General features: G+C 45.4%; 18 protein-coding genes. 16 read left to right on the top strand and 2 right to left on the bottom strand.

Annotated elements, in window-relative coordinates; all coding sequences use genetic code 11:
• Positions 1 to 374 precede the first annotated feature (374 nt).
• The 3 genes from AM231_RS14075 to AM231_RS14065 all read left to right on the top strand — a co-directional run bounded on the left by AM231_RS14075 (position 375) and on the right by AM231_RS14065 (position 4,073).
• A complete protein-coding gene (locus AM231_RS14075) occupies positions 375 to 929 on the top strand; it encodes a MarR family winged helix-turn-helix transcriptional regulator (protein ID WP_054403100.1) in 555 nt (184 codons plus the stop codon).
• Between the two features lie 108 nt (positions 930 to 1,037).
• Positions 1,038 to 2,846: an ABC transporter ATP-binding protein gene (locus AM231_RS14070; RefSeq protein WP_054403099.1), complete on the top strand. Its 1,809-nt coding sequence runs from the start codon at positions 1,038 to 1,040 to the stop codon at positions 2,844 to 2,846.
• Positions 2,847 to 2,858: 12 nt separating this feature from the next.
• Entirely contained in the window at positions 2,859 to 4,073 is a 1,215-nt protein-coding gene (locus tag AM231_RS14065; protein WP_242615150.1) for an MFS transporter, read from the top strand.
• Positions 4,074 to 4,272: 199 nt separating this feature from the next.
• On the opposite strand, the gene AM231_RS14060 is transcribed toward AM231_RS14065, so the two are convergent.
• Positions 4,273 to 5,022, bottom strand: a complete 750-nt coding sequence (locus tag AM231_RS14060) for an MBL fold metallo-hydrolase (protein ID WP_054403098.1) — start codon at positions 5,020 to 5,022, stop codon at positions 4,273 to 4,275.
• Positions 5,023 to 5,344: 322 nt separating this feature from the next.
• On the opposite strand from AM231_RS14060, the gene AM231_RS14055 reads away from it, so the two are divergent.
• The 10 genes from AM231_RS14055 (at position 5,345) to AM231_RS14010 (ending at position 12,279) form a co-directional block, all read left to right on the top strand.
• On the top strand, positions 5,345 to 6,133 hold the full coding sequence (locus tag AM231_RS14055; protein ID WP_054403097.1) for an ABC transporter ATP-binding protein: 789 nt from the start codon (positions 5,345 to 5,347) through the stop codon (positions 6,131 to 6,133).
• 48 nt (positions 6,134 to 6,181) lie between these two features.
• The gene (locus tag AM231_RS14050) at positions 6,182 to 7,258 is read left to right on the top strand and encodes a winged helix DNA-binding domain-containing protein (RefSeq protein WP_054403096.1); all 1,077 of its coding nucleotides are present in this window, start codon (positions 6,182 to 6,184) and stop codon (positions 7,256 to 7,258) included.
• Positions 7,259 to 7,280: 22 nt separating this feature from the next.
• Positions 7,281 to 7,724 carry a DinB family protein gene (locus AM231_RS14045; protein ID WP_054403095.1) on the top strand — a complete coding sequence of 148 codons (444 nt, stop codon included), beginning with the start codon at positions 7,281 to 7,283 and terminating at the stop codon, positions 7,722 to 7,724.
• A gap of 195 nt (positions 7,725 to 7,919) precedes the next feature.
• The gene (locus AM231_RS14040; RefSeq protein ID WP_054403094.1) at positions 7,920 to 8,828 is read left to right on the top strand and encodes a Gfo/Idh/MocA family protein; all 909 of its coding nucleotides are present in this window, start codon (positions 7,920 to 7,922) and stop codon (positions 8,826 to 8,828) included.
• Positions 8,829 to 8,900: 72 nt separating this feature from the next.
• Positions 8,901 to 9,533 (top strand): SMI1/KNR4 family protein, encoded by a 633-nt coding sequence (locus tag AM231_RS14035; protein ID WP_054403093.1) that lies wholly within the window; start codon positions 8,901 to 8,903, stop codon positions 9,531 to 9,533.
• 11 nt (positions 9,534 to 9,544) lie between these two features.
• Entirely contained in the window at positions 9,545 to 9,967 is a 423-nt protein-coding gene (locus tag AM231_RS14030) for a VanZ family protein (protein WP_054403092.1), read from the top strand.
• Positions 9,968 to 10,265: 298 nt separating this feature from the next.
• The gene (locus AM231_RS14025) at positions 10,266 to 10,565 is read left to right on the top strand and encodes a hypothetical protein (protein ID WP_242615149.1); all 300 of its coding nucleotides are present in this window, start codon (positions 10,266 to 10,268) and stop codon (positions 10,563 to 10,565) included.
• Positions 10,566 to 10,622: 57 nt separating this feature from the next.
• The gene (locus AM231_RS14020; RefSeq protein WP_053492494.1) at positions 10,623 to 11,027 is read left to right on the top strand and encodes an RDD family protein; all 405 of its coding nucleotides are present in this window, start codon (positions 10,623 to 10,625) and stop codon (positions 11,025 to 11,027) included.
• A gap of 59 nt (positions 11,028 to 11,086) precedes the next feature.
• Positions 11,087 to 11,611, top strand: a complete 525-nt coding sequence (locus AM231_RS14015; RefSeq protein WP_242615148.1) for a hypothetical protein — start codon at positions 11,087 to 11,089, stop codon at positions 11,609 to 11,611.
• 2 nt (positions 11,612 to 11,613) lie between these two features.
• Positions 11,614 to 12,279 carry an HAD family hydrolase gene (locus AM231_RS14010; protein WP_341271620.1) on the top strand — a complete coding sequence of 222 codons (666 nt, stop codon included), beginning with the start codon at positions 11,614 to 11,616 and terminating at the stop codon, positions 12,277 to 12,279.
• A gap of 227 nt (positions 12,280 to 12,506) precedes the next feature.
• Here AM231_RS14010 and AM231_RS14005 read toward each other — a convergent pair whose 3' ends face one another.
• Positions 12,507 to 13,814 (bottom strand): GNAT family N-acetyltransferase, encoded by a 1,308-nt coding sequence (locus AM231_RS14005; RefSeq protein WP_054403089.1) that lies wholly within the window; start codon positions 13,812 to 13,814, stop codon positions 12,507 to 12,509.
• Between the two features lie 116 nt (positions 13,815 to 13,930).
• Between AM231_RS14005 and AM231_RS14000 the strand changes: the two genes are divergently transcribed.
• The 3 genes from AM231_RS14000 (at position 13,931) to AM231_RS13990 (ending at position 18,197) form a co-directional block, all read left to right on the top strand.
• Positions 13,931 to 14,944 carry a LacI family DNA-binding transcriptional regulator gene (locus AM231_RS14000; protein ID WP_054403088.1) on the top strand — a complete coding sequence of 338 codons (1,014 nt, stop codon included), beginning with the start codon at positions 13,931 to 13,933 and terminating at the stop codon, positions 14,942 to 14,944.
• 231 nt (positions 14,945 to 15,175) lie between these two features.
• On the top strand, positions 15,176 to 16,519 hold the full coding sequence (locus AM231_RS13995; protein WP_054403653.1) for an FAD-dependent oxidoreductase: 1,344 nt from the start codon (positions 15,176 to 15,178) through the stop codon (positions 16,517 to 16,519).
• A gap of 19 nt (positions 16,520 to 16,538) precedes the next feature.
• On the top strand, positions 16,539 to 18,197 hold the full coding sequence (locus AM231_RS13990; protein ID WP_054403087.1) for a beta-N-acetylhexosaminidase family protein: 1,659 nt from the start codon (positions 16,539 to 16,541) through the stop codon (positions 18,195 to 18,197).
• The last annotated feature ends 106 nt before the right edge of the window (positions 18,198 to 18,303 follow it).

Genomic DNA, 18,303 nt, shown 5'->3' with positions numbered 1-18,303 from the left:
TACAGTACCGAACTCATTTTGAGAAAGCTGCCTAATGAAATAACCGTGTCTAACTTTTGGGGGTCACTTCAGGATTGGTCATGTGCTCCGGCTTGTTTTTTTTGTTAAGTTTTCTGCTTGTCTTGCGTAGAATGATGCACTTGGGGAGAGGTGTGTCTATCTCGGCCTAGTCTTGGACAGATTGGCTCAATATCTCGACCACATGCTCATGAAATTGCCGCAACGTTGGGAGAATTGGGCAGTATGATCTGATGTTAGGTAACTCTGCCTCTAGAGTTACCTTTGTTTCTTAATCGGGTTTGCAAAAATAAAAGAAATCAGTTATATTCAATGTAATTAGATAATCTAACTATAGGAGTAAGGAGGTATACAAATTGAAAAGAAAGCCTGCCAAGGAATATACGACCGAGCAACAATTACCGAGACTTGGAACATCACCCTATTTGAAGTTGATGGAGCGTACAGCCTCATCCGATACCAATCTAAATTCAGCGCATCTGGGACTAATTATGCTTTGGCTGGGAGATAACATTTTAGACATGGTGGATATTGATTTAGCTGCTTTTGACATCACGGAGAGCAAGCTGGATCTATTACTGCTATTATCCCTTCACGCAGATCAGGAGTTGGTTACACCTTCATCCATAGCAGACCGATTGGGGATTCGTCGATCGTCCGTAACGTCCTTGTTAATATGGCTGGAGAAAAGAAATTTGATTGTTCGTGAACCGTATGCCAAGGATGGTCGCATGACTCACGTTCGTATTAGCGCTGAAGGCAGTACGCTTGTGAATCAAATATTGCCTACGTTCTGGTCTACTTGCGCATCCCTTGTTGATGAATTAGATAAAGAGGAGCAAGCGGTGTTCCAAAAAGTGTTGGTTAAACTAAATGCAAGCTTAGAAAAACGACTTGGATCGGGTAGATAATTTTTTTGGTCATATAGTTAGATAATCTAATTACATGAGATCAGAGATGGATATGATCTGATTTGATAACCGTGATGAATATTACAACATGAAGGTATGTGATTCAAAATGAAACAAACTCGGCATTCCGGGGACCAGCAGTTGAGTCGTGAACAGCATTTTATATCGCTGCGCATCATGTTTAAGGAGATGTTCTTGCACACAAGGACGCAATGGGTCTTGCTTATGCTTGGTGTCGTCACAGTGATAGCCATTTCCATTCTTGAATTTATGATCCCTCAGTTAACTAAAGAGATCATAGACCAGATCATCCCTGAAAAAAGGTATTACGCGCTACTAGAAACGGGAGGTCTTATCCTGCTAGCTGCATTGCTGCTGGGGATATTTAACTTCAGTAGCAGTTATGTAATGACAATTGTTAGTCAGAAGGCAATTCTCCAGTTGCGAAACAAATTGCACAAACACACATTAAGTTTGGATTTGAAATTTTTTGATCGTAATCGGACCGGGGATCTTATGGCAAGGTTAACGAGTGATGTAAATCAACTACAGGAACTGGTTTCTGCCGATAGCCTGTCCATTATAGCGGATGTCATAACCTTCGCTGCGATCGTGGGGTACTTATTATATACGGATTGGCAACTAGCATTAATTACACTTATTACCTTGCCTTTCTTATTTGTAACATCACGATATTTCAGTCTACGCATGAAGAATGCCTATCGAGCGGTTCGTCACATATCAGCTCAGTTAAACAACTCACTTCAAGATACGTTGTCAGGCATACGGATGATCAAGTCTTTTGCAAGTGAAGATGCGGAAGCTAAGCAGTTCGAGGCATTGAGTGAACAGCATCGGATCGCCACAGTCTCTGCTTCACGGTTGTCGGCGACTTTCTCGCCAATTATCGATTGGCTGAATTATGTAGGTATGACGTCGGTGCTCTTGTTCGGAGCATGGCAGGTTATGCATGGAAACATGACCGTTGGTGATATCGTAGCTTACTTAGCTTACTTGCGCTTGTTGCAAGCGCCCATCCGCTCCTTTAGCAGAATGATTACCAAAGTGCAGCAATCGGCAGCAGCATTCGAGCGCATTCAAGAAATCTTAGCAACCGTTCCAGAGGTTTACGATAAGGAAGGAGCGATTGTTCTACCGCCAGTAAAAGGACAAATTGTGTTTGATGATGTTGAGTTTGCATATGAAGAAGGACATCCCATTCTACAAAACTTTCAATTGCGGCTTCCATGTAACCAAACTACGGCTTTGGTTGGTTCGTCAGGATCAGGAAAGTCAACGATTGCTTATTTGATTGCCCGTTTGTACGACGTTCAGCGAGGGGACATCTATATTGACAGTTATCCATTAACGGAAGTGACGGTGAAGTCGCTTCGTCAGCAGATGGGGATCGTATCTCAGGACGTAATCCTCCTCAATGGCACGATACGTGAAAATATTGCGTACGGTAAACCTCAGGCCACAGATGATGAGATTAAAGCGGCCACCCATGGCGTAAACGCTCATGAGTTTATTTCAGCTTTTCCAATGGGCTATGATACGCCCATCGGTGAAAGAGGGGTCAAGCTTTCCGGAGGACAAAAGCAAAGATTGTCTATCGCCAGAGCTTTCTTAACCAATCCTCGTATTCTTATTTTGGATGAAGCTACGGCTGCCCTGGATACGGAATCTGAACAACATATTCAGCATGCGTTATCTGTGCTTCTTCCAGGCCGTACTTGTCTGGTTATCGCCCATCGTCTTTCCACGATTCAGAATGCCGATCAAATTGTTGTGTTGGAGCATGGGCAGATTGTGGAGCTGGGAAATCATGAAAATCTACTCCGCCGGAATGGGCGATACAAGGAACTATACGAAATGCAATTTCCAACGAAATCTAACTTCGAACAAATTTTATAATTGAGGTGTAATATGAACAATTCAATCAATACTATGGGTGCAACTAGAAATTATCCACTTATGACAATCATTCTTTGCTGGACCGGCCTTGTTGTCATGTCCAGTTTATACGTAACGATTCCGCTAACAACATTGTTTGCACAGCTTTTTGAAATTTCCACGACGAATGCTGCCGCTGCGGGAAGTACTTTTTCGATAGGTTTTGCCATTGGTTGCTTAATCTATGGCGCGCTGTCCGATAAATACGGACGTAAGACTGTTATATTTGTAGGGCTCCTTTTCCTGACATTGATCTCATTAACTCTGGGAACCGTTCACAGCTTTGCATGGATCTTGGTTTTAAGAGGACTACAGGGAGCAGCAGCAGCAACCTTCTCTCCAGTAGCGCTTGCCTATGCGGTGGAGATGTATCCAGCGGAAAAACGGGTAACTACCATTGGTTTTATCAGTACAGGATTTCTGATTGCAGGTATTGTTGGTCAAGTGATTAGTAGTATGCTCAGTGAGCATTATGGCTGGAACGCTGTTTTTTATATTCTTGCCGTTGTTTATGCGGTGACCGCCACATTAGTGTTCTTCTTCCTTCCCAAAGGAGGTATCCAGCAGGCACACGCCAATATCTGGGAGCCTATTAAGCAAATTGGCAAAGTGTTTGTTCAAAAACAATTGGTGTTATGTTATCTAGTGGCATTCGTTCTGCTTATGTCTTTTGTAAGCATGTATACAGTGCTGGGTAACTATCTAAGTACAGCTCCATATGAGCTAAGCAAGCAAGAAATTCTTTCTGTCCGTTTTATCGGCATATTAGGCATGCTCGTTTCTCCATTCGCGGGAAGAATATCCAAGCATGTCGGCGTAGGTATAACGCTTCGCGGTGGATTGTTGCTAGCGATCATTGGGTTGGCGTCTATGGGGATGATTTCCAATCTGCCACTTCTTATTGTGATGAGCATCCTTTTTGTGGGGGGGATCGCACTAGCCGTTCCTTCACTTGTTTCACTTGTTTCGCTTGTTGGGCAAGTGGGCGGCAAGATGCGCGGGATAGCTGTATCCGTATATACTTTTATATTGTTTACAGGCACAAGCTTCGGTCCGATTATCTCGCTTCAATTGATGAATAATGCAAGTTATTTAATTACGTTTCTTCTATTGGCATGTATTCTGAGCATTGGGTTACTAGCAGCATGTCTTATTCGTCATGAGGCAGGGGAGTTAAACAACCAGTAAAATTGTGAACAATAGACAAACGATGAAATGACATCATAACGATTGTTTACATTTACTTCTCCTTCTTCTTTGTGTTCAAGTTTTTTCGTAGATAGTAACCAAACCCGCATTTCACTTTTGGGTGAAACGGCATAAAAGAATGAGAAAAGAAAAGTGTAGTATTGATGACAGACCCTATACTACACTTGCAAGTTAAAGCTTATCCATAAGCCAATTCCCGAATTCGCTGATTAGGGTTATCCGTAAATAAACCACCATGATAACAGATCACGTTCTGGATGTCATATTGAGTGAGCTTTTGCAGGGAGCTCTGGGCTAATGCTAAATCATAAGTGGTTGCCGGATTCGGACCAACCAATCGTCCCTCTTCAACGTTCAGTGCATCTCCGGCAATCAAGGTTTTGCTTGGAATATGATATAAGCTAGTATGACCGGGGGTGTGGCCTGGTGTGTGAATGACAATGATGCCGCCGCCAAATGGCAGTTCTTCGCCATCACTTAATATGCTGTTCACCCGGGCTGTAGGAAGGTGCTCAAGAATATGCTTAAAAGCACTCTTCCACTGTGGTGGAACGGAATCTGGCAGCGAGGCCAGCGCCAGCGTTATAGATTCGGGCGAAAGTTTGACATTTCTTTGCTCTCCCTCTATGCAAGGCTTCTCCTTTTCGCTAGCGAACACTTCGGGCGTATGCCTGCTGTTCTGAATCACATCCGGTAAACTGCCGATATGATCCAAATCGTGGTGTGTTATAATGATTTTGGTTATATCTGAGGCGGAAAAACCACAGCTCAAGAGATGTTCCTCAATAAGCTTCAATTGGCCAGGATAGCCAGCATCCAGAAGCACCCTCTCCTGATGATCCCATATGCTTGTCAGGTGGATCGTTTCCATTTTGCCCATCATGGCAGCGGAAATTTCGAGCATTGCAATACCTTTACCGATTATCATGTTACATACCTCCACTCTTAAGAATTTCCCTCAATCGCATTCGAAATAGCTTTTAGGTAGAAGTAGATTATCAAATCAATAAATAATTGTAAATAGTCAAATATTTTATCATAACATAAAAATAATTATTTGTCAATAAAAATATCGCAGTCTGAGTTCCTCGTTAAGACCATATCTATTTTTTAAATATACAGATTGGGCTGCAAACTATAGCTTTGATTCGTAGTTAGTATTTTTCTGCTTTTGATGAATATGTAATTGCTGGTATAATCTTTAACAAGGTAAATGGCAACGAAGTTGATAAAGAAGGAGAAGAACGGTAATGAACACGACCATTGAACTGCATGACGTAACCTGGAGACGAGATCAGAAGACCGTTCTTACAGGGGTAGATTGGACTGTACAGCAAGGAGAGCATTGGGCGGTTCTTGGGCTGAATGGTTCCGGGAAAACGACCATATTGAACATGATTAACGGTTATATCTGGCCGACCAGCGGCACGGTTTCGGTGCTCGGACACCAATTTGGAAGCGTAGATCTAAGAGAATTGCGCAAATCGATAGGCTGGGTCAGCTCCTCATTACAGGAAAGAATTCGGCCGAGTGAGTCTACGCTGGATGTCGTAATTAGTGGTAAACACGCTTCGATTGGTCTGTATCAGAAGGTGGAGGAAGCGGACCGGGAACAGGCCGAGCAACTGATGAAGGATTTTAATTGTATACATCTGCTGGGTCGTTCCTATGAAACCTGTTCGCAGGGAGAGAAGCAGAAGCTTTTGATTGCCCGGGCACTTATGGCTGCTCCCAAATTATTGATTCTGGATGAGGCATGCAACGGCCTTGATTTTCTGTCGAGGGAAGCGCTCCTATCCAGTATAACGGCACTGGCATCTAAACCTAATGCACCGACCTTGGTGTTCGTAACGCACCATATTGAAGAAATACTGCCGATCTTCTCACATTCCTTGCTCGTCCGCCGCGGGACTGTATTTGGGAAAGGGAGATCAAAGGAAATGCTGACTAGCAGCAACTTAACGTCGTTCTTCGAGACCCCGGTCGAGGTAAGCTGGCAGAACGAACGGGCCTGGATGTCCATTCCAGATATAAAATAACCGCATTTGCGATCGCGATGACATTCATGGCTAGGAGGACGGATAGTCGTGCTAAGTCAAACCATAGCAAATCAAAGGCTCTTAAATCAGCGAATCACAGGCATGAAAAGCGAGAGTCCGGAGCAAGCAATTAAAGAGATGGGGGCTATCCAGGCCCAGGATTATCATCAAGCGGTATGGGGAATTGGTCTCCGCACGCAATCTGCTAAGCTTGGAGATGTAGAGCAAGCCGTGATTGATCGTAAAATCGTGCTAACTTGGCCGATGCGGGGAACGATTTTCTTCGTACCTGCCGCAGATGCCAAGTGGATGCTGAAGCTGACAGAATCGCGTCTTCAAACGAATGACAAGAAGAAGCAGATGGAGTTTGAGCTGGACGAAGATCTTCTCAATCGATGCAGGTGGATAATAGGCGCTGCGCTGCGTGACTGTACACCCGTCTCTCGTCCTAGATTGATGGAACTGCTGGAGGAGGCGGGGATCAGCACCAAGCATGGCCGTGGTTATTATATTTTGGGGTATTTGGGACGGACAGGCATGATTTGTTTTGGCCCGCATGAAGGCAAACAGCAGACCTTTGTGCTCCTCGATGAGTGGGTCCCGAATTCAACAAAGCTCACATTTGAAGAATCGCTAGCGGAGCTTGCATGTCGCTACTTTACAGGTCATGGACCTGCAACAATTCAAGATTTTGCTTGGTGGACGGGATTAAAGGTGACAGACGCAAAACGTGGCTTCGAGGCTGTTAAATCTGATCTTCGTTCCGATCTCGTCCATGGTACGGAATATTGGAGTTCTGTTTCTGTATCGTCTGCGCCCGGTGAATCGGGTTCGGCGGTTCTGCTTCCGGGTTTTGACGAATATTACTTGGGTTACAAAGATCGCAGCACAATCATACAGGCAGAGCACGATGCCCATATCGCTCCTTATCGTAACGGGGTTTATCAACCCATCATGGTTGCAGATGGAGAAGTGGTCGGTGTCTGGAAACGGGAAATCAAACGCAGCGGTCTTGAAATTACGTTAAATCCTTTTTCACCGATGAACGATTGGAAAGAGAGATTTATGGTTGCTGCTAGGCAGTACAGTGATTTTCTGGGGATGCCTTTAGAACGAATAAATTAGGATTTTAAGGAGGAGATGGGATATGGAGTCGATCATGAAGCTGGAATCATTGATATCCGAAATGACGGAGATCGTAAATGCAACAGATGAGGTAGAGTTCAATCTGAAGCTCGCGCCTAATAAGTGGTCAAAGAAGGAAATTCTCGGACATCTATGTGATTCAGCTTTGAATAACCATGCGCGTTTTGTGAAAATTATCATATCCAGTTATCCCATTGCTATTCAAGGTTATACTCAGGATGACTGGGTACGAGTGAATGATTACCAGAATCAATATGATAAGTCTGACGTTTTATCTTTGTGGCAGAATATAAACCGAACGATTTTGCGTGTTTTGCGAAAAGCTGAGACCTCAGATTTTCAAAAGAAATGCGTCCTTCCCGATCAAACGGAAGTTACGCTGGAGTGGTTGTTAAATGACTATGTGGCTCATCTGATTCATCATTTGGAACAAATCGAGGCATAATCTGAATAACCTTGCTTTATGCAACGTTAGCCATGTATTCCAGATATACTAACTCAAAAAGCTGCCACCCTCTGTTGATCAGAGAGGGGCAGCTTTTTTATTGTATAAACCTCTTTAAAAGACGATTTAAAGTCACGTCCTTAAGTCTTCTGGAATGATATGATGTGAAAAATGGCTGTAAAGGAGAATCATCTTATGACGATGAAGATCGGTATGATTGGTTTGGATACATCGCATGTCTCTATTTTCGCAAAAATGCTGCATGACAAAACTCATCCCTATCACGTTCCGGGGGGACGGGTGACAGCTGCATTTCCTGGGGGATCACCGGACTTTGAGCTTAGTAGTGGCCGGGTTGAGGGATATACGAAGGAAATCGCTGAATGGGGAACTGCCATATTAGAGACGCCGGAAGAGGTTGCAAAGCAGGTCGATGCTGTGATGCTGGAAGCGGTCGATGGAAGGTCTCATCTGTCCTTGTTCCGCGCAATTGCTCCCTATAGTAAGCTTGTATTTATTGATAAGCCGTTTGCGGTCACGAGCAGGGATGCAAGGGAGATCGTCGAGCTGGCTGAGCAGTATCAGGTTACCGTTATGAGCAGCTCATCTCTTCGATATGCACAAGGGCTTCAGGATGAGTTGGCAAGCGGCGGAGAGGAAGATATCATTGGCGTAGATTGTGCGGGACCGCTTCCTTTACAACCCACACAGCCGGGATTTTTCTGGTATGGTATACATACGGCAGAGATGCTTTACCGCGTCTTTGGACCAGGATGTGTAAGCGTACATGTCGCCGCTACGGAGGAGCATGAGGTATTGACAGCGGTTTGGAATGATGGGAGAATCGGGACGATTCGGGGGAATCGTTCAGGAAACGAGCGTTTCGGGGTCACAATTCATCGCAAGGAATCCAGCCGTTTTGTGGACATTATGGAGCATCCCAAACCCTATTACGCCAGTTTGCTGGATCAGATCATGCAAATGTTTACGACAGGTGTATCAGACGTTCCTTTAGAAGAAACGCTGGAGCTTATTCGTTTCCTGGAAGCAGCGAATGTCTCCAGAGAAACTGGAGAAACGCTGAGACTAAATGAAATAAAATAAGCGATGAGTATTTAAAGTACTTATAAAAAGCCTGACGTTCAAAGACATTGGGGAAAGGAATAGGAGAAGCCAATGGAGATTTTCAATATTGTTGAACTTTCCCTTACCGGATTACGTAAGCGTTTGGATAAGAATGATTCCCTGTTAATACAGGGTCAGCATGGATATTGTGAACCTGCTCGCTTCACGTTTGCCGCAGGTGCTGAGTCTGGTGATATTGACGATTTTTTTCACAGCTTGAAGCTTGCTGTACCGTGGGATTACAAACAATTTCTATTGCGGCACGATGGCGCCAGATTATTCGAACATCCATTTTACGGGGGCGGTATGGAATTGTTCGGATTGGATGAAATTCGCCGCCATTACATTGATTATGATTATATCCACATGATTCCCGACGGATGGTATCCAATTGGTTCGGATAACGGAGATATGTTGTTTATCGACTCCAACCAGTGTCATGGCAGAGCCTCGAATTATCTCTATTGGACCGAAATGCTTTTTGTTGATAGTGCTATTGAAATTGAAATGAACTTTGAGCGATGGTTAGAAAGACTGATCATATGCAACGGGGCTCATTTCTGGGAATGGAAACGAGAAACATCCGAAAGTTATTATCAATATACACAAGGCAGTATCGATAATTTAAACACATACGAAGGAAAAAACGTCACACTTGAAATTCCAACAAAGCTTGGAGATTAACAGGAGAGCTTATGAAATCACGTGTTGCAATTTTTGCCTTAATCCTCCTCATAGGGTATTCCTTGCTGTTAGGTTACTGGATGCTCTGGGGATTCGGGAGGACAACTCAGCCGGATTATAGTTATAATCTGGTTCCATTCTTAACGATCACAAGTTATTTTCCCATTCGCACTATGAGTTCATGGATCAATATTGTAGGCAATATTGCGGTTTTTATGCCATTTGGAATGCTGCTCCCGCTTGCATTTCGAATTCGTTTTCTAAAGTCGCTGGGTTTCTTCTTAGCCGGGTTATGCTTGCTCGAAGTGACACAGTTATTATCGCGGCAGGGCAGTCTGGATGTAGATGACTTAATCTTGAACTCGGTCGGCTTTACGTTGGGCTATGGGTTGCTTTGCTTCATTAAGAAATGGAAGAGCGCTAGGACTTATTGATTCGCTGTAAATTTGCAGTGATAACTTCAGCAGGTTGGCTTACTACAATGTAGAGAAGTCATCCTGTTTTTTGTATTTGTAACAAAAATTGTTGGGGATGGTGCGTCGTTTACTCCAGCTTAGCAAGCGAGTGGGGAAATGTGGAAAATGCGTTGTATGATCAGGAAGCGAAGCTTACAATAATAACAGGTACTGGGAATTGATGTGAGAGAGGTTCGATCATGGGTTATATGGGGTAAGCAGCTTTGAAATGAGCTGGCCGTAGAGGTAAGCGGAGTAGCCGGATGGTGGATTTTCGATGAAAGGAATGATCATACTCCCGATGAACAATAAAATGATGGGCATGATTTTTATCTGCATTGCAGCTTTTTTGTACGGTATTCGTTATCTGACAGCCGCCATTATAGGAATATACAATCCAAGGTCGTTTGAGGATCTGTTATCCGAGTGGGGGAAAGGGCCGTGGATATTCAGTATCATCAGCCTCATTCTCGGTATTTTATGCTTCATCATACCCTTCCTTCGTAAGTGGCATCAAAATGATCTAAACAAGATCAAGAAGAACTGGCAGGAATTCGACGCGTCGGATAACAAATGAAGAGTGCAACCCAACATTTTGAGACGTCGCGTGTTTATTAAGTAAGGGGGTAATATTATGAATGATAACGAAGCGGCCGGCTTTTGGATCAGGCTTGGTGCTAATCTTCTGGATGGAATTATCGTGGGGTTACCTCTTTCGTTCATAGCGGGAATTCTTACGGGAGATTATGAAAATGAGCCTATTAATAATACGGTTTTTGCTCTGTATTCGCTTCTGGTGCCTGTATACTGGAATGGTTATACCATCGGTAAGCGCATATGCGGTATTCGAATCCGAAAATTCGATTTTCTTGAGCCGCCGGGCATTGGGACGATGCTGCTCCGCAACGTCGTAGCAGCGATCGTCTATGCGTTAACATTAGGAATCGGTATCATAGTGAGTGCCTTTATGGTTGCGCTGCGTGAGGATAAGCGTTCTTTACATGATTTTATCGCGGGTACAGAAGTTGTGCATGATTAGCGAATGAAGGTGTATATGAGTAGATGTGTATAGGTTCCGGCAGCAGAAGGTTGATGTTTATGATGATCGTAATGATGATATTGATTTCTGGCTGCTATGGTCAAGGATCAGACGAATCGGATTACGCTGGAAGTGTGACGGAAGAAGTGCGAGAAGTTCAGAAAATAGACTATGTTCAAGTCCCGTATACGCAGCTTCTTTACACCAAAACATCTCCGGAATTTACCTGGGAATTCCGTTCGATCGAGCGACTGGATCCGGACATTCAACAGCTATATGATGACAGTGTAAATATGGCACCCGGCGGTTGGGTACTTAAGGAAACAGATCAGGAAATTTATATATTGGTTAGCGGTGGGCAGCTTCCATCTGCCCAAGGTTTCCGGATCGCGTCCGTGAAGATGGCTAGAGAGCAGACCGGGAATGAAAAGGATCATCTATATATCACTTTGGCTTCACAAGAGGATGACGGGACGGAGGGTTACCCTGGCCAGGCAAGTGTCACATCACTGGTCAATATACCTAAATCAGGATTGCCTGACGGGGCTGTCATTCATGGGGTATCCATGACGGGAGTTGATTAGATATCGGGTATGAGGTTAAGGGAATCATCTTTGATATGGATAATACGCTGCTGCAATCCAGGATTGACTTTGGCGCTATGAAGAGGGAGATCTACTCCTATCTGTGCAGTTATAGAATACTGCCAGAGGGTATGTCCATGAACGATCATACCACTTCTACTATCATCGCAGAGGCAATGAAGACAGGTTTGTTAACAGATGAGTTGGGTTTCAAAATGTGGGATATTGCCAAGAAACATGAGGTGCAGGGGATGATCGGTGCCAAACTGGAGGAAGGGGCTTTGGAGCTCATCCAGCAATTGCATGGACAGCTGCATCTGGCTATAGTGACCAATAATGCCGAGGAAGCAGCAATGACTGCTCTGCAGGAGAACCGGATTGCACATTATTTTGATCTCATTGTTGGCAGAGAAGCCATGGGTTTCTTAAAGCCGGCACCAGATGGATACCTGGAGGTGTTGAAGTATTTTCATGCTACATCACCGCAAGAATGGCTGTCTGTCGGAGATGCCTGGGTGGACGGCAAGGCCTCCCAAGACGCGGGAGTTCCCTTTATCGCTTACCGGGGAGACATCGCCAGAATGCACAGTATGGGTGTGTTTCCATTAGCGGAGATTCAGAATATACATGGAGTTCTTGATTATCTTCAGCCGCCAATCATGAAGTAATTGAATGTTTGGAATATAAAGGATGATGAAGACAGGCATGATCAATGTTCGTATCTTGTTCTGCGGTTATTATGAAGCATCCCCTTATGGATTAGCTCTATCGCTATAAATGCACAGGAGCCACCAACCACTGCAAACGTGGATTGGGGGCTCTTTTTCATGAGATGACGTTTGAGGCGCTTACTTCACGCAGGGAGGCCCTCCCTCATAGGCCTGTTGGCAGTAAGTCAGAAACGGTCTAAATTATAATAAGTACTTGCTTGTTTCGGAAACAGAGCTTGCAGGATGGTGCGAGCCTCGTCTGTTAGCGGGGCGAAAAAATCGCCGACTTGCTGCATATTGCCGCTTTGTTCATCTATGATTCTACTGTGCTCTAGGGAAACGATCTGATCGAAGCCTTGCAGCAAAGAGCCGACAAATAAGGTTTGGCTTAACGCAATGTCGATATAATGCTGCCCTTGCTTTTCTATGTCTGTAATCTCAAGCTCACCGTTTGCGTATTGAAGATAAGCGTGCTGTCCGGCGCAAGACAGATGAATGCAAAGGGTTTGCTGTTTGTAAGTGCTGTTATTCAATCTGGTTTGCAAAATCTCGCGTATTTTCACGAGTAGCGGCACGAAACGCAGCACCTTCCACATGGCATCATGGTTAAGCGTATAACTGCCCCCGGCTGCCAGAATGATATCGGCTAAGGCATGATCATCCGGTAAGTATGCAACGAAGCGTTCCAGTCCTTGGCGTGTATTCACTAGCGCTTGCAGAAGTGGAAGCACCGCAGCCTCATGTCCGGGTAAGTAGCAGAGCTCATCGATATGGGAAGATTGCTCATTGTTCACGGGGGAGATCAGTCCATAGGCAACCACGTTGCCGTCATGGCGGACTAGCAGTTTTTCAGCGTCTTTCCATCGAGGCCAGTGAATCCGGTCTGTCCAAGAGTTGCCCGATCTCTTAGACGTAAATGTGCGATTGGCATTAAACTGCTCGTAAATATTTGCTAGATCAGCGAGATAATGATCTTCATATGGGATAAATGTGTATTGCGGCTGAAGGTCAAATGCCTGGGCTGCTGAATGCTTTATTTTCTCCTGTGCAGCAGTCAATTGCGCAGTAGTTAATTCATATAAAGGCTGAGGGACGACATTCCATCCGAATTTTTCGTAAAATGGCGTTATCACCGCATACAGCAGCGAAAGATCATAATGCTCATCTACCATCCACGAGGAGGCCTGCTTTAGTATTTGCTGGCAGTGGCCTTGCCCGCGATAGGCTTCATCTGTAGCAACGCTTCCTATCCCGCCAATTTTTATTAGTGCATTCTCTAACCTGCAGTAGACAGGGAACATCTGAATCGTTGACGTCACGGCGTCTTCTTGCTTTGCTATCCAAGTTGTGGAGGTGTCATAAGTCGAGTCATTGGACAACCTGTCCATAAAAAACGATTTGCCGACAGGAAAGGCTCTGTCCAGGATTCTCATCACCTGGTCAAATTCTTGGTCATTATGTATACTTCGAACTTCAAATGGCTGAGTTTTCATGTAAACTTCCTCCTGCCTAGTGTGATCAATGTGAATTGACAGTACATGGAACATCCTTCATAATACGAATATAGCATGGATTGGAGCGCTCCCACAACCACAATAGGTGATATAAGATGAAGCATACTTTGGAAACGATAGCCCGACTTGCAGGCGTTTCACGCGGCACTGTATCGCGTGTAGTGAATGATATGCCGGGTGTAAAGCCGCATGTACGGCAAAAGGTTCAAGATATCATTGAACAGACAGGTTATGTTCCCCACCCTCAGGCACGCAGCTTGGCAGGCGGGACGACAGGCAATATCGGAGTAGTTGCTTTCAGCGACAATCCGGATTATTTGACGCACCATATTTTTTATGAAGTGCTGCAAGCTATTCAAGCAGATTCAGCGGCTAATGATTACGATCTGCTGCTGTTTGCCAATCGCAGCTCTGCGGATCAGCAATATTGGAAGCGGATCGGGACAAGACGCAAAGTGGATGGCCTTGTTATTATGGGGGAGCATATTCGCGAAGAGCACTTGCTATTTTACAGGCAACTAGAGATTCCTTTTGTGCTCATTGGTAAACGCGATTTTCAGAAGCTGCCGATTGCCTGCGTAACTTCCGATTACCACAGCGGTGCCTTCATGGCGACCAAGCATTTAATTGAGCAGGGCAAACGCCGCATCGTCTACATTCACGGACTCCGAAATATGCACCATGAGAATGCCAGATTTTCTGGCTATTGCGAAGCGCTGGAGGAAGCAGGAATTGATGTGCATCCAGAGCTGGTTCTCGCGGGCAATGCCAGTCGTGAAGATGCCAGCGCGGAGCTACGAAGATTGATCCAGGAAGGTCATTCGTTTGATGCAGTGTTCGCGGCTAATGATCTAATGGCATTTGGCGCGCTGGAAGTTCTATCGCAGCTGCAGATCGATGTTCCGCAAGAGGTTGCGGTCGTCGGTTATGACGATGTGCAGGCAGCGGCTTATTATTCCCCTCCTTTGACTACGGTCAGACAGGATAAGCGGCGGCTAGGCGAGGAAGCCATGCGTATGCTGCTTGATATGTTAAAGGGAAGAATGGCTGCGGATGAAGCAAGAACTGTTGTTATTGAAAGTGATTTGATTGTGCGAGACAGCGGCTGATGCCGTGAAAATGTAAAGCTTGGCACTGACACAGACGCTGCGGGAGCCTTTGCGCAGCGTCTGAAACAAATGCGAGTTCATGGGTAGGTGGCAACTTGGGATGGTGTGCGGCATGCAATCAAAGTAACAACTGATCTGCTGCCGATACCGCATCATGGCTTTATTTTTGTGTTGATTTGGGAGCGCTCCAAAAATCGGAGAGGTGGATATGAATTGACAAATAAACAGCGTATGGAAGAGAAGGTTTATGACGTAGCGGTGCTTGGCGGGGGACCGGCAGGCATTGCTGCGGCACTCAGCAGTGCCCGAAGCGGGGCGAGAACGATCCTGGTGGAACGTTACGGATTTCTTGGCGGTATGTCTACGGCAGCCATGGTGTATCCCTGGATGACATTTCACTCCGCTGTTGGCGAGCATGTCATAAAAGGCATCGCGCAAGAAATTGTCGATCGGCTGATGGCGCTTGGCGCGTCGCCTGGCCATTTGCGGGATACGATCGGTTTTACGCATACGCTTACGCCATACCACCCAGAGGTCTATAAGGTGCTCGCTTTCGAAATGCTTGAGGAAGCCGGTGTTGAGTTGCTACTGCACACTTCGATCATTGATGTTCAAACAGATCAAGCGGGCGAGCGAATTGATCGCGTGCAAGTCTATAACAAGAGCGGAACTTCCTATTTACAGGCTAAAGCTTATGTGGATGCCACGGGTGATGGAGACGTCGCTTATATGGCAGGCGCACCTTGGGAGCAAGGCAATGACACTCATAACGTGCAGCCGATGACGATGAAGTTCCGCATGAAAGGCGTCGATTTACAAAAGGTTAAGCAATATATGCAGGAGAATCCATCGCAATTTTATCATAAATCTTTGATTGCCAAGCTGGATCATTTGCCGCTTACCGGAGTAATGGGTTTTTACGATAAATGGAATGCAGCCGATCTGCCGATTCAGCGTGAAGGCGTGTTATTTTTCAGCGGCCCCCATGAAGATGAGGTGCTTATCAATGTATCACGCGTTTCCGGACTAGACCCAACCCATATTGAAGATTTGACGAAGGCGGAAATTGAAGGACGTAAGCAGGTGCTGCAGCTTGAAAGCTTCTTCCAACAGCATATTCCAGGTTTTGAAAAAGCGGTGGTCGCTGCTGTCGGATCGCAAATCGGCGTCAGGGAGACGAGACGAATCATAGGTCATTATGTGTTAAATGGACTTGATGTCCTGGATGCCCGCCGGTTTGAAGATGTCATTGCGCGCAGCGGTTACCCGATTGATATTCATAATCCGGAAGGAAAAGGCGTGACGGCGAACTTTATACGCGAAGGCGGCGCTTACGATATTCCTTACCGCAGCATTGTGCCGCTTAAGATAAGTAACTTGCTGCTGGCAGGCAGATGCATATCAACCACTCATGAAGCCCAGGCAACTACAAGACTGACACCAAGCTGTATGGCGATTGGGCAAGCTGCCGGGATCGCAGCGGCACTGACTGTAAAACACCACTGCAACGCAATTGATGTGCCTATAACTGAATTGCAGCAGCGGTTGATTGAAGGCAAAGCCGTTCTTTACTGATTACGAGGGGGAATCTTCAATGGAGTTAAATGGACAAGAATATTCGCATCCTGTTCAAGAATTTGCTTATGCGGAGTGGAACCGACTGCAGCAGCTCGCCGCAAGCCAACATATAAATTCAGATTGCAAGCCGATTTGGCTGGGGACATGGGAACAGCTGCAAAATGTTGATACAACGCTTCTTGAGCGGATGAGAAATAAGCGAGCTTCCATTTACAGCGATTCATTCTTCATAACAGAGTACGACAATCATATTGTCATCGCAGGAAAAGGCCAACGGGCAGTTCTGTTCGGAGTATATCAGTACGCGCAGGAGGTATGGGGTCTTCATGCCGTGTATCCGCAGTTGGATGAAGCATCCTGCGAATTTACAATTCAGGACTCAGACAAACTTTCTCCATTCAGACCAGGTGAAATACGCTATTACAGCCCCCGTATGGAAAGGCGCGGATTCGTGTTTGAGACGATCCATGATATTCCTTATTTGACTGCCATGCTTCACTGGTTTGGACAAAATAAAATCAATGAAATCTTCTTCACCTTCTCATTATGGGACAAAGTGAAAGAAGAACTCTCTCCTGAAATAATAAAAAGAGGAATTGACGTTACGCTAGGCGGGCATAGCATGAAGTTTATTCAAGGCCTTCATTCCTCCAATGTTTCGATGAACCAGCAGGAGAAGGTTACGGCAGATCATCCTTATACGGCTAAGGAGCAATTTGATTTTGAACAGCTGGATTGGCAGGAGTCAATGTTTGAACAGATTGCACATTATTGCCGCTCCGTACCGGGGCTAACAAGGTTATCGCTTTGGCCTGAAGATATTGCAGCAGGCAATACCTCCGAGTTCTTGCAGCAATATATTGCTTTTACGGAACGCTTGCAGACCTATTTGTTTCATGCAGGCATATCAATCGAGGTTGAGCATATTGCTTATAACGCTGGTCTTGCCTGGAACATGCTCGAATTGGAGGGTGAAAGCTCGCAGCATATTGATACCTTGTTTGCATATTGGGGAAGAGATTACCGTTATAGCTATGAAAAAAGTGACCATGAGACGGATCATAGAGCGGAGCGCGCATTGCGTCAATGGAGCGAACAGACCACTAAACACGGCCGCAAGCTGACCGTGTTTGAATACTATAGCGATCATTTTATGCTGACGAATTTATTCTCTGTTTTGACAAGGCGAATCACAGAAGATGTTGCTTTTTATGAACAGCTTGGTCTTGAGGGTATGCTGAATCTGGTCGTGCCTTATCGGGGCGATGAGGACTACCCGTGGAAATGGGCAGGCGGGCTCAACAGCTATATATTCGCCAGAGCCATGTGGTCTGATCATCTTGAGCAGATAATAGAGGAGTATTATTTGCATTATCCGCAGCATGAGCGGAAGGCGGTAAAAGAAATCATCGACCTGCTTGAAAATAAGCTGTCTGAAGTCACATCCTGGAATGTGCCTCTATTTCCCGCGCGTGCAGTAGATCCCGGTAAAGTGGCCCATGCGGCACCGTACAATCAAGAAATTGCTGCCATGCTGGATGACATTGCCGAGCAAGTAGGGCAGGCCGTTTTGCACTCCTGTCTGGAAGAGCATCATCAGGTAAGCAAACTGGCGATATACGTTAGTGGTTATGCGAAGCGACTGTCCGAGCAATGGCTATCGGCAGCTAAATAAAATACGCTTACCATTTCTGATCCGACTTATGTATAATTATGGTATGTGACCCAATAATATTGATGGCCCAGCCTTAGACCTTAGATCTTAGGCTGGGTTTTATACA

This window comes from Paenibacillus solani (assembly GCF_001277345.1).
In the GTDB taxonomy this organism is placed as follows: Bacteria; Bacillota; Bacilli; order Paenibacillales; family Paenibacillaceae; genus Paenibacillus_AQ; species Paenibacillus_AQ solani.
The sequence above is the reverse complement of the archived record's forward strand: the minus strand, read 5'-3'. Positions and strand labels throughout refer to the sequence as shown.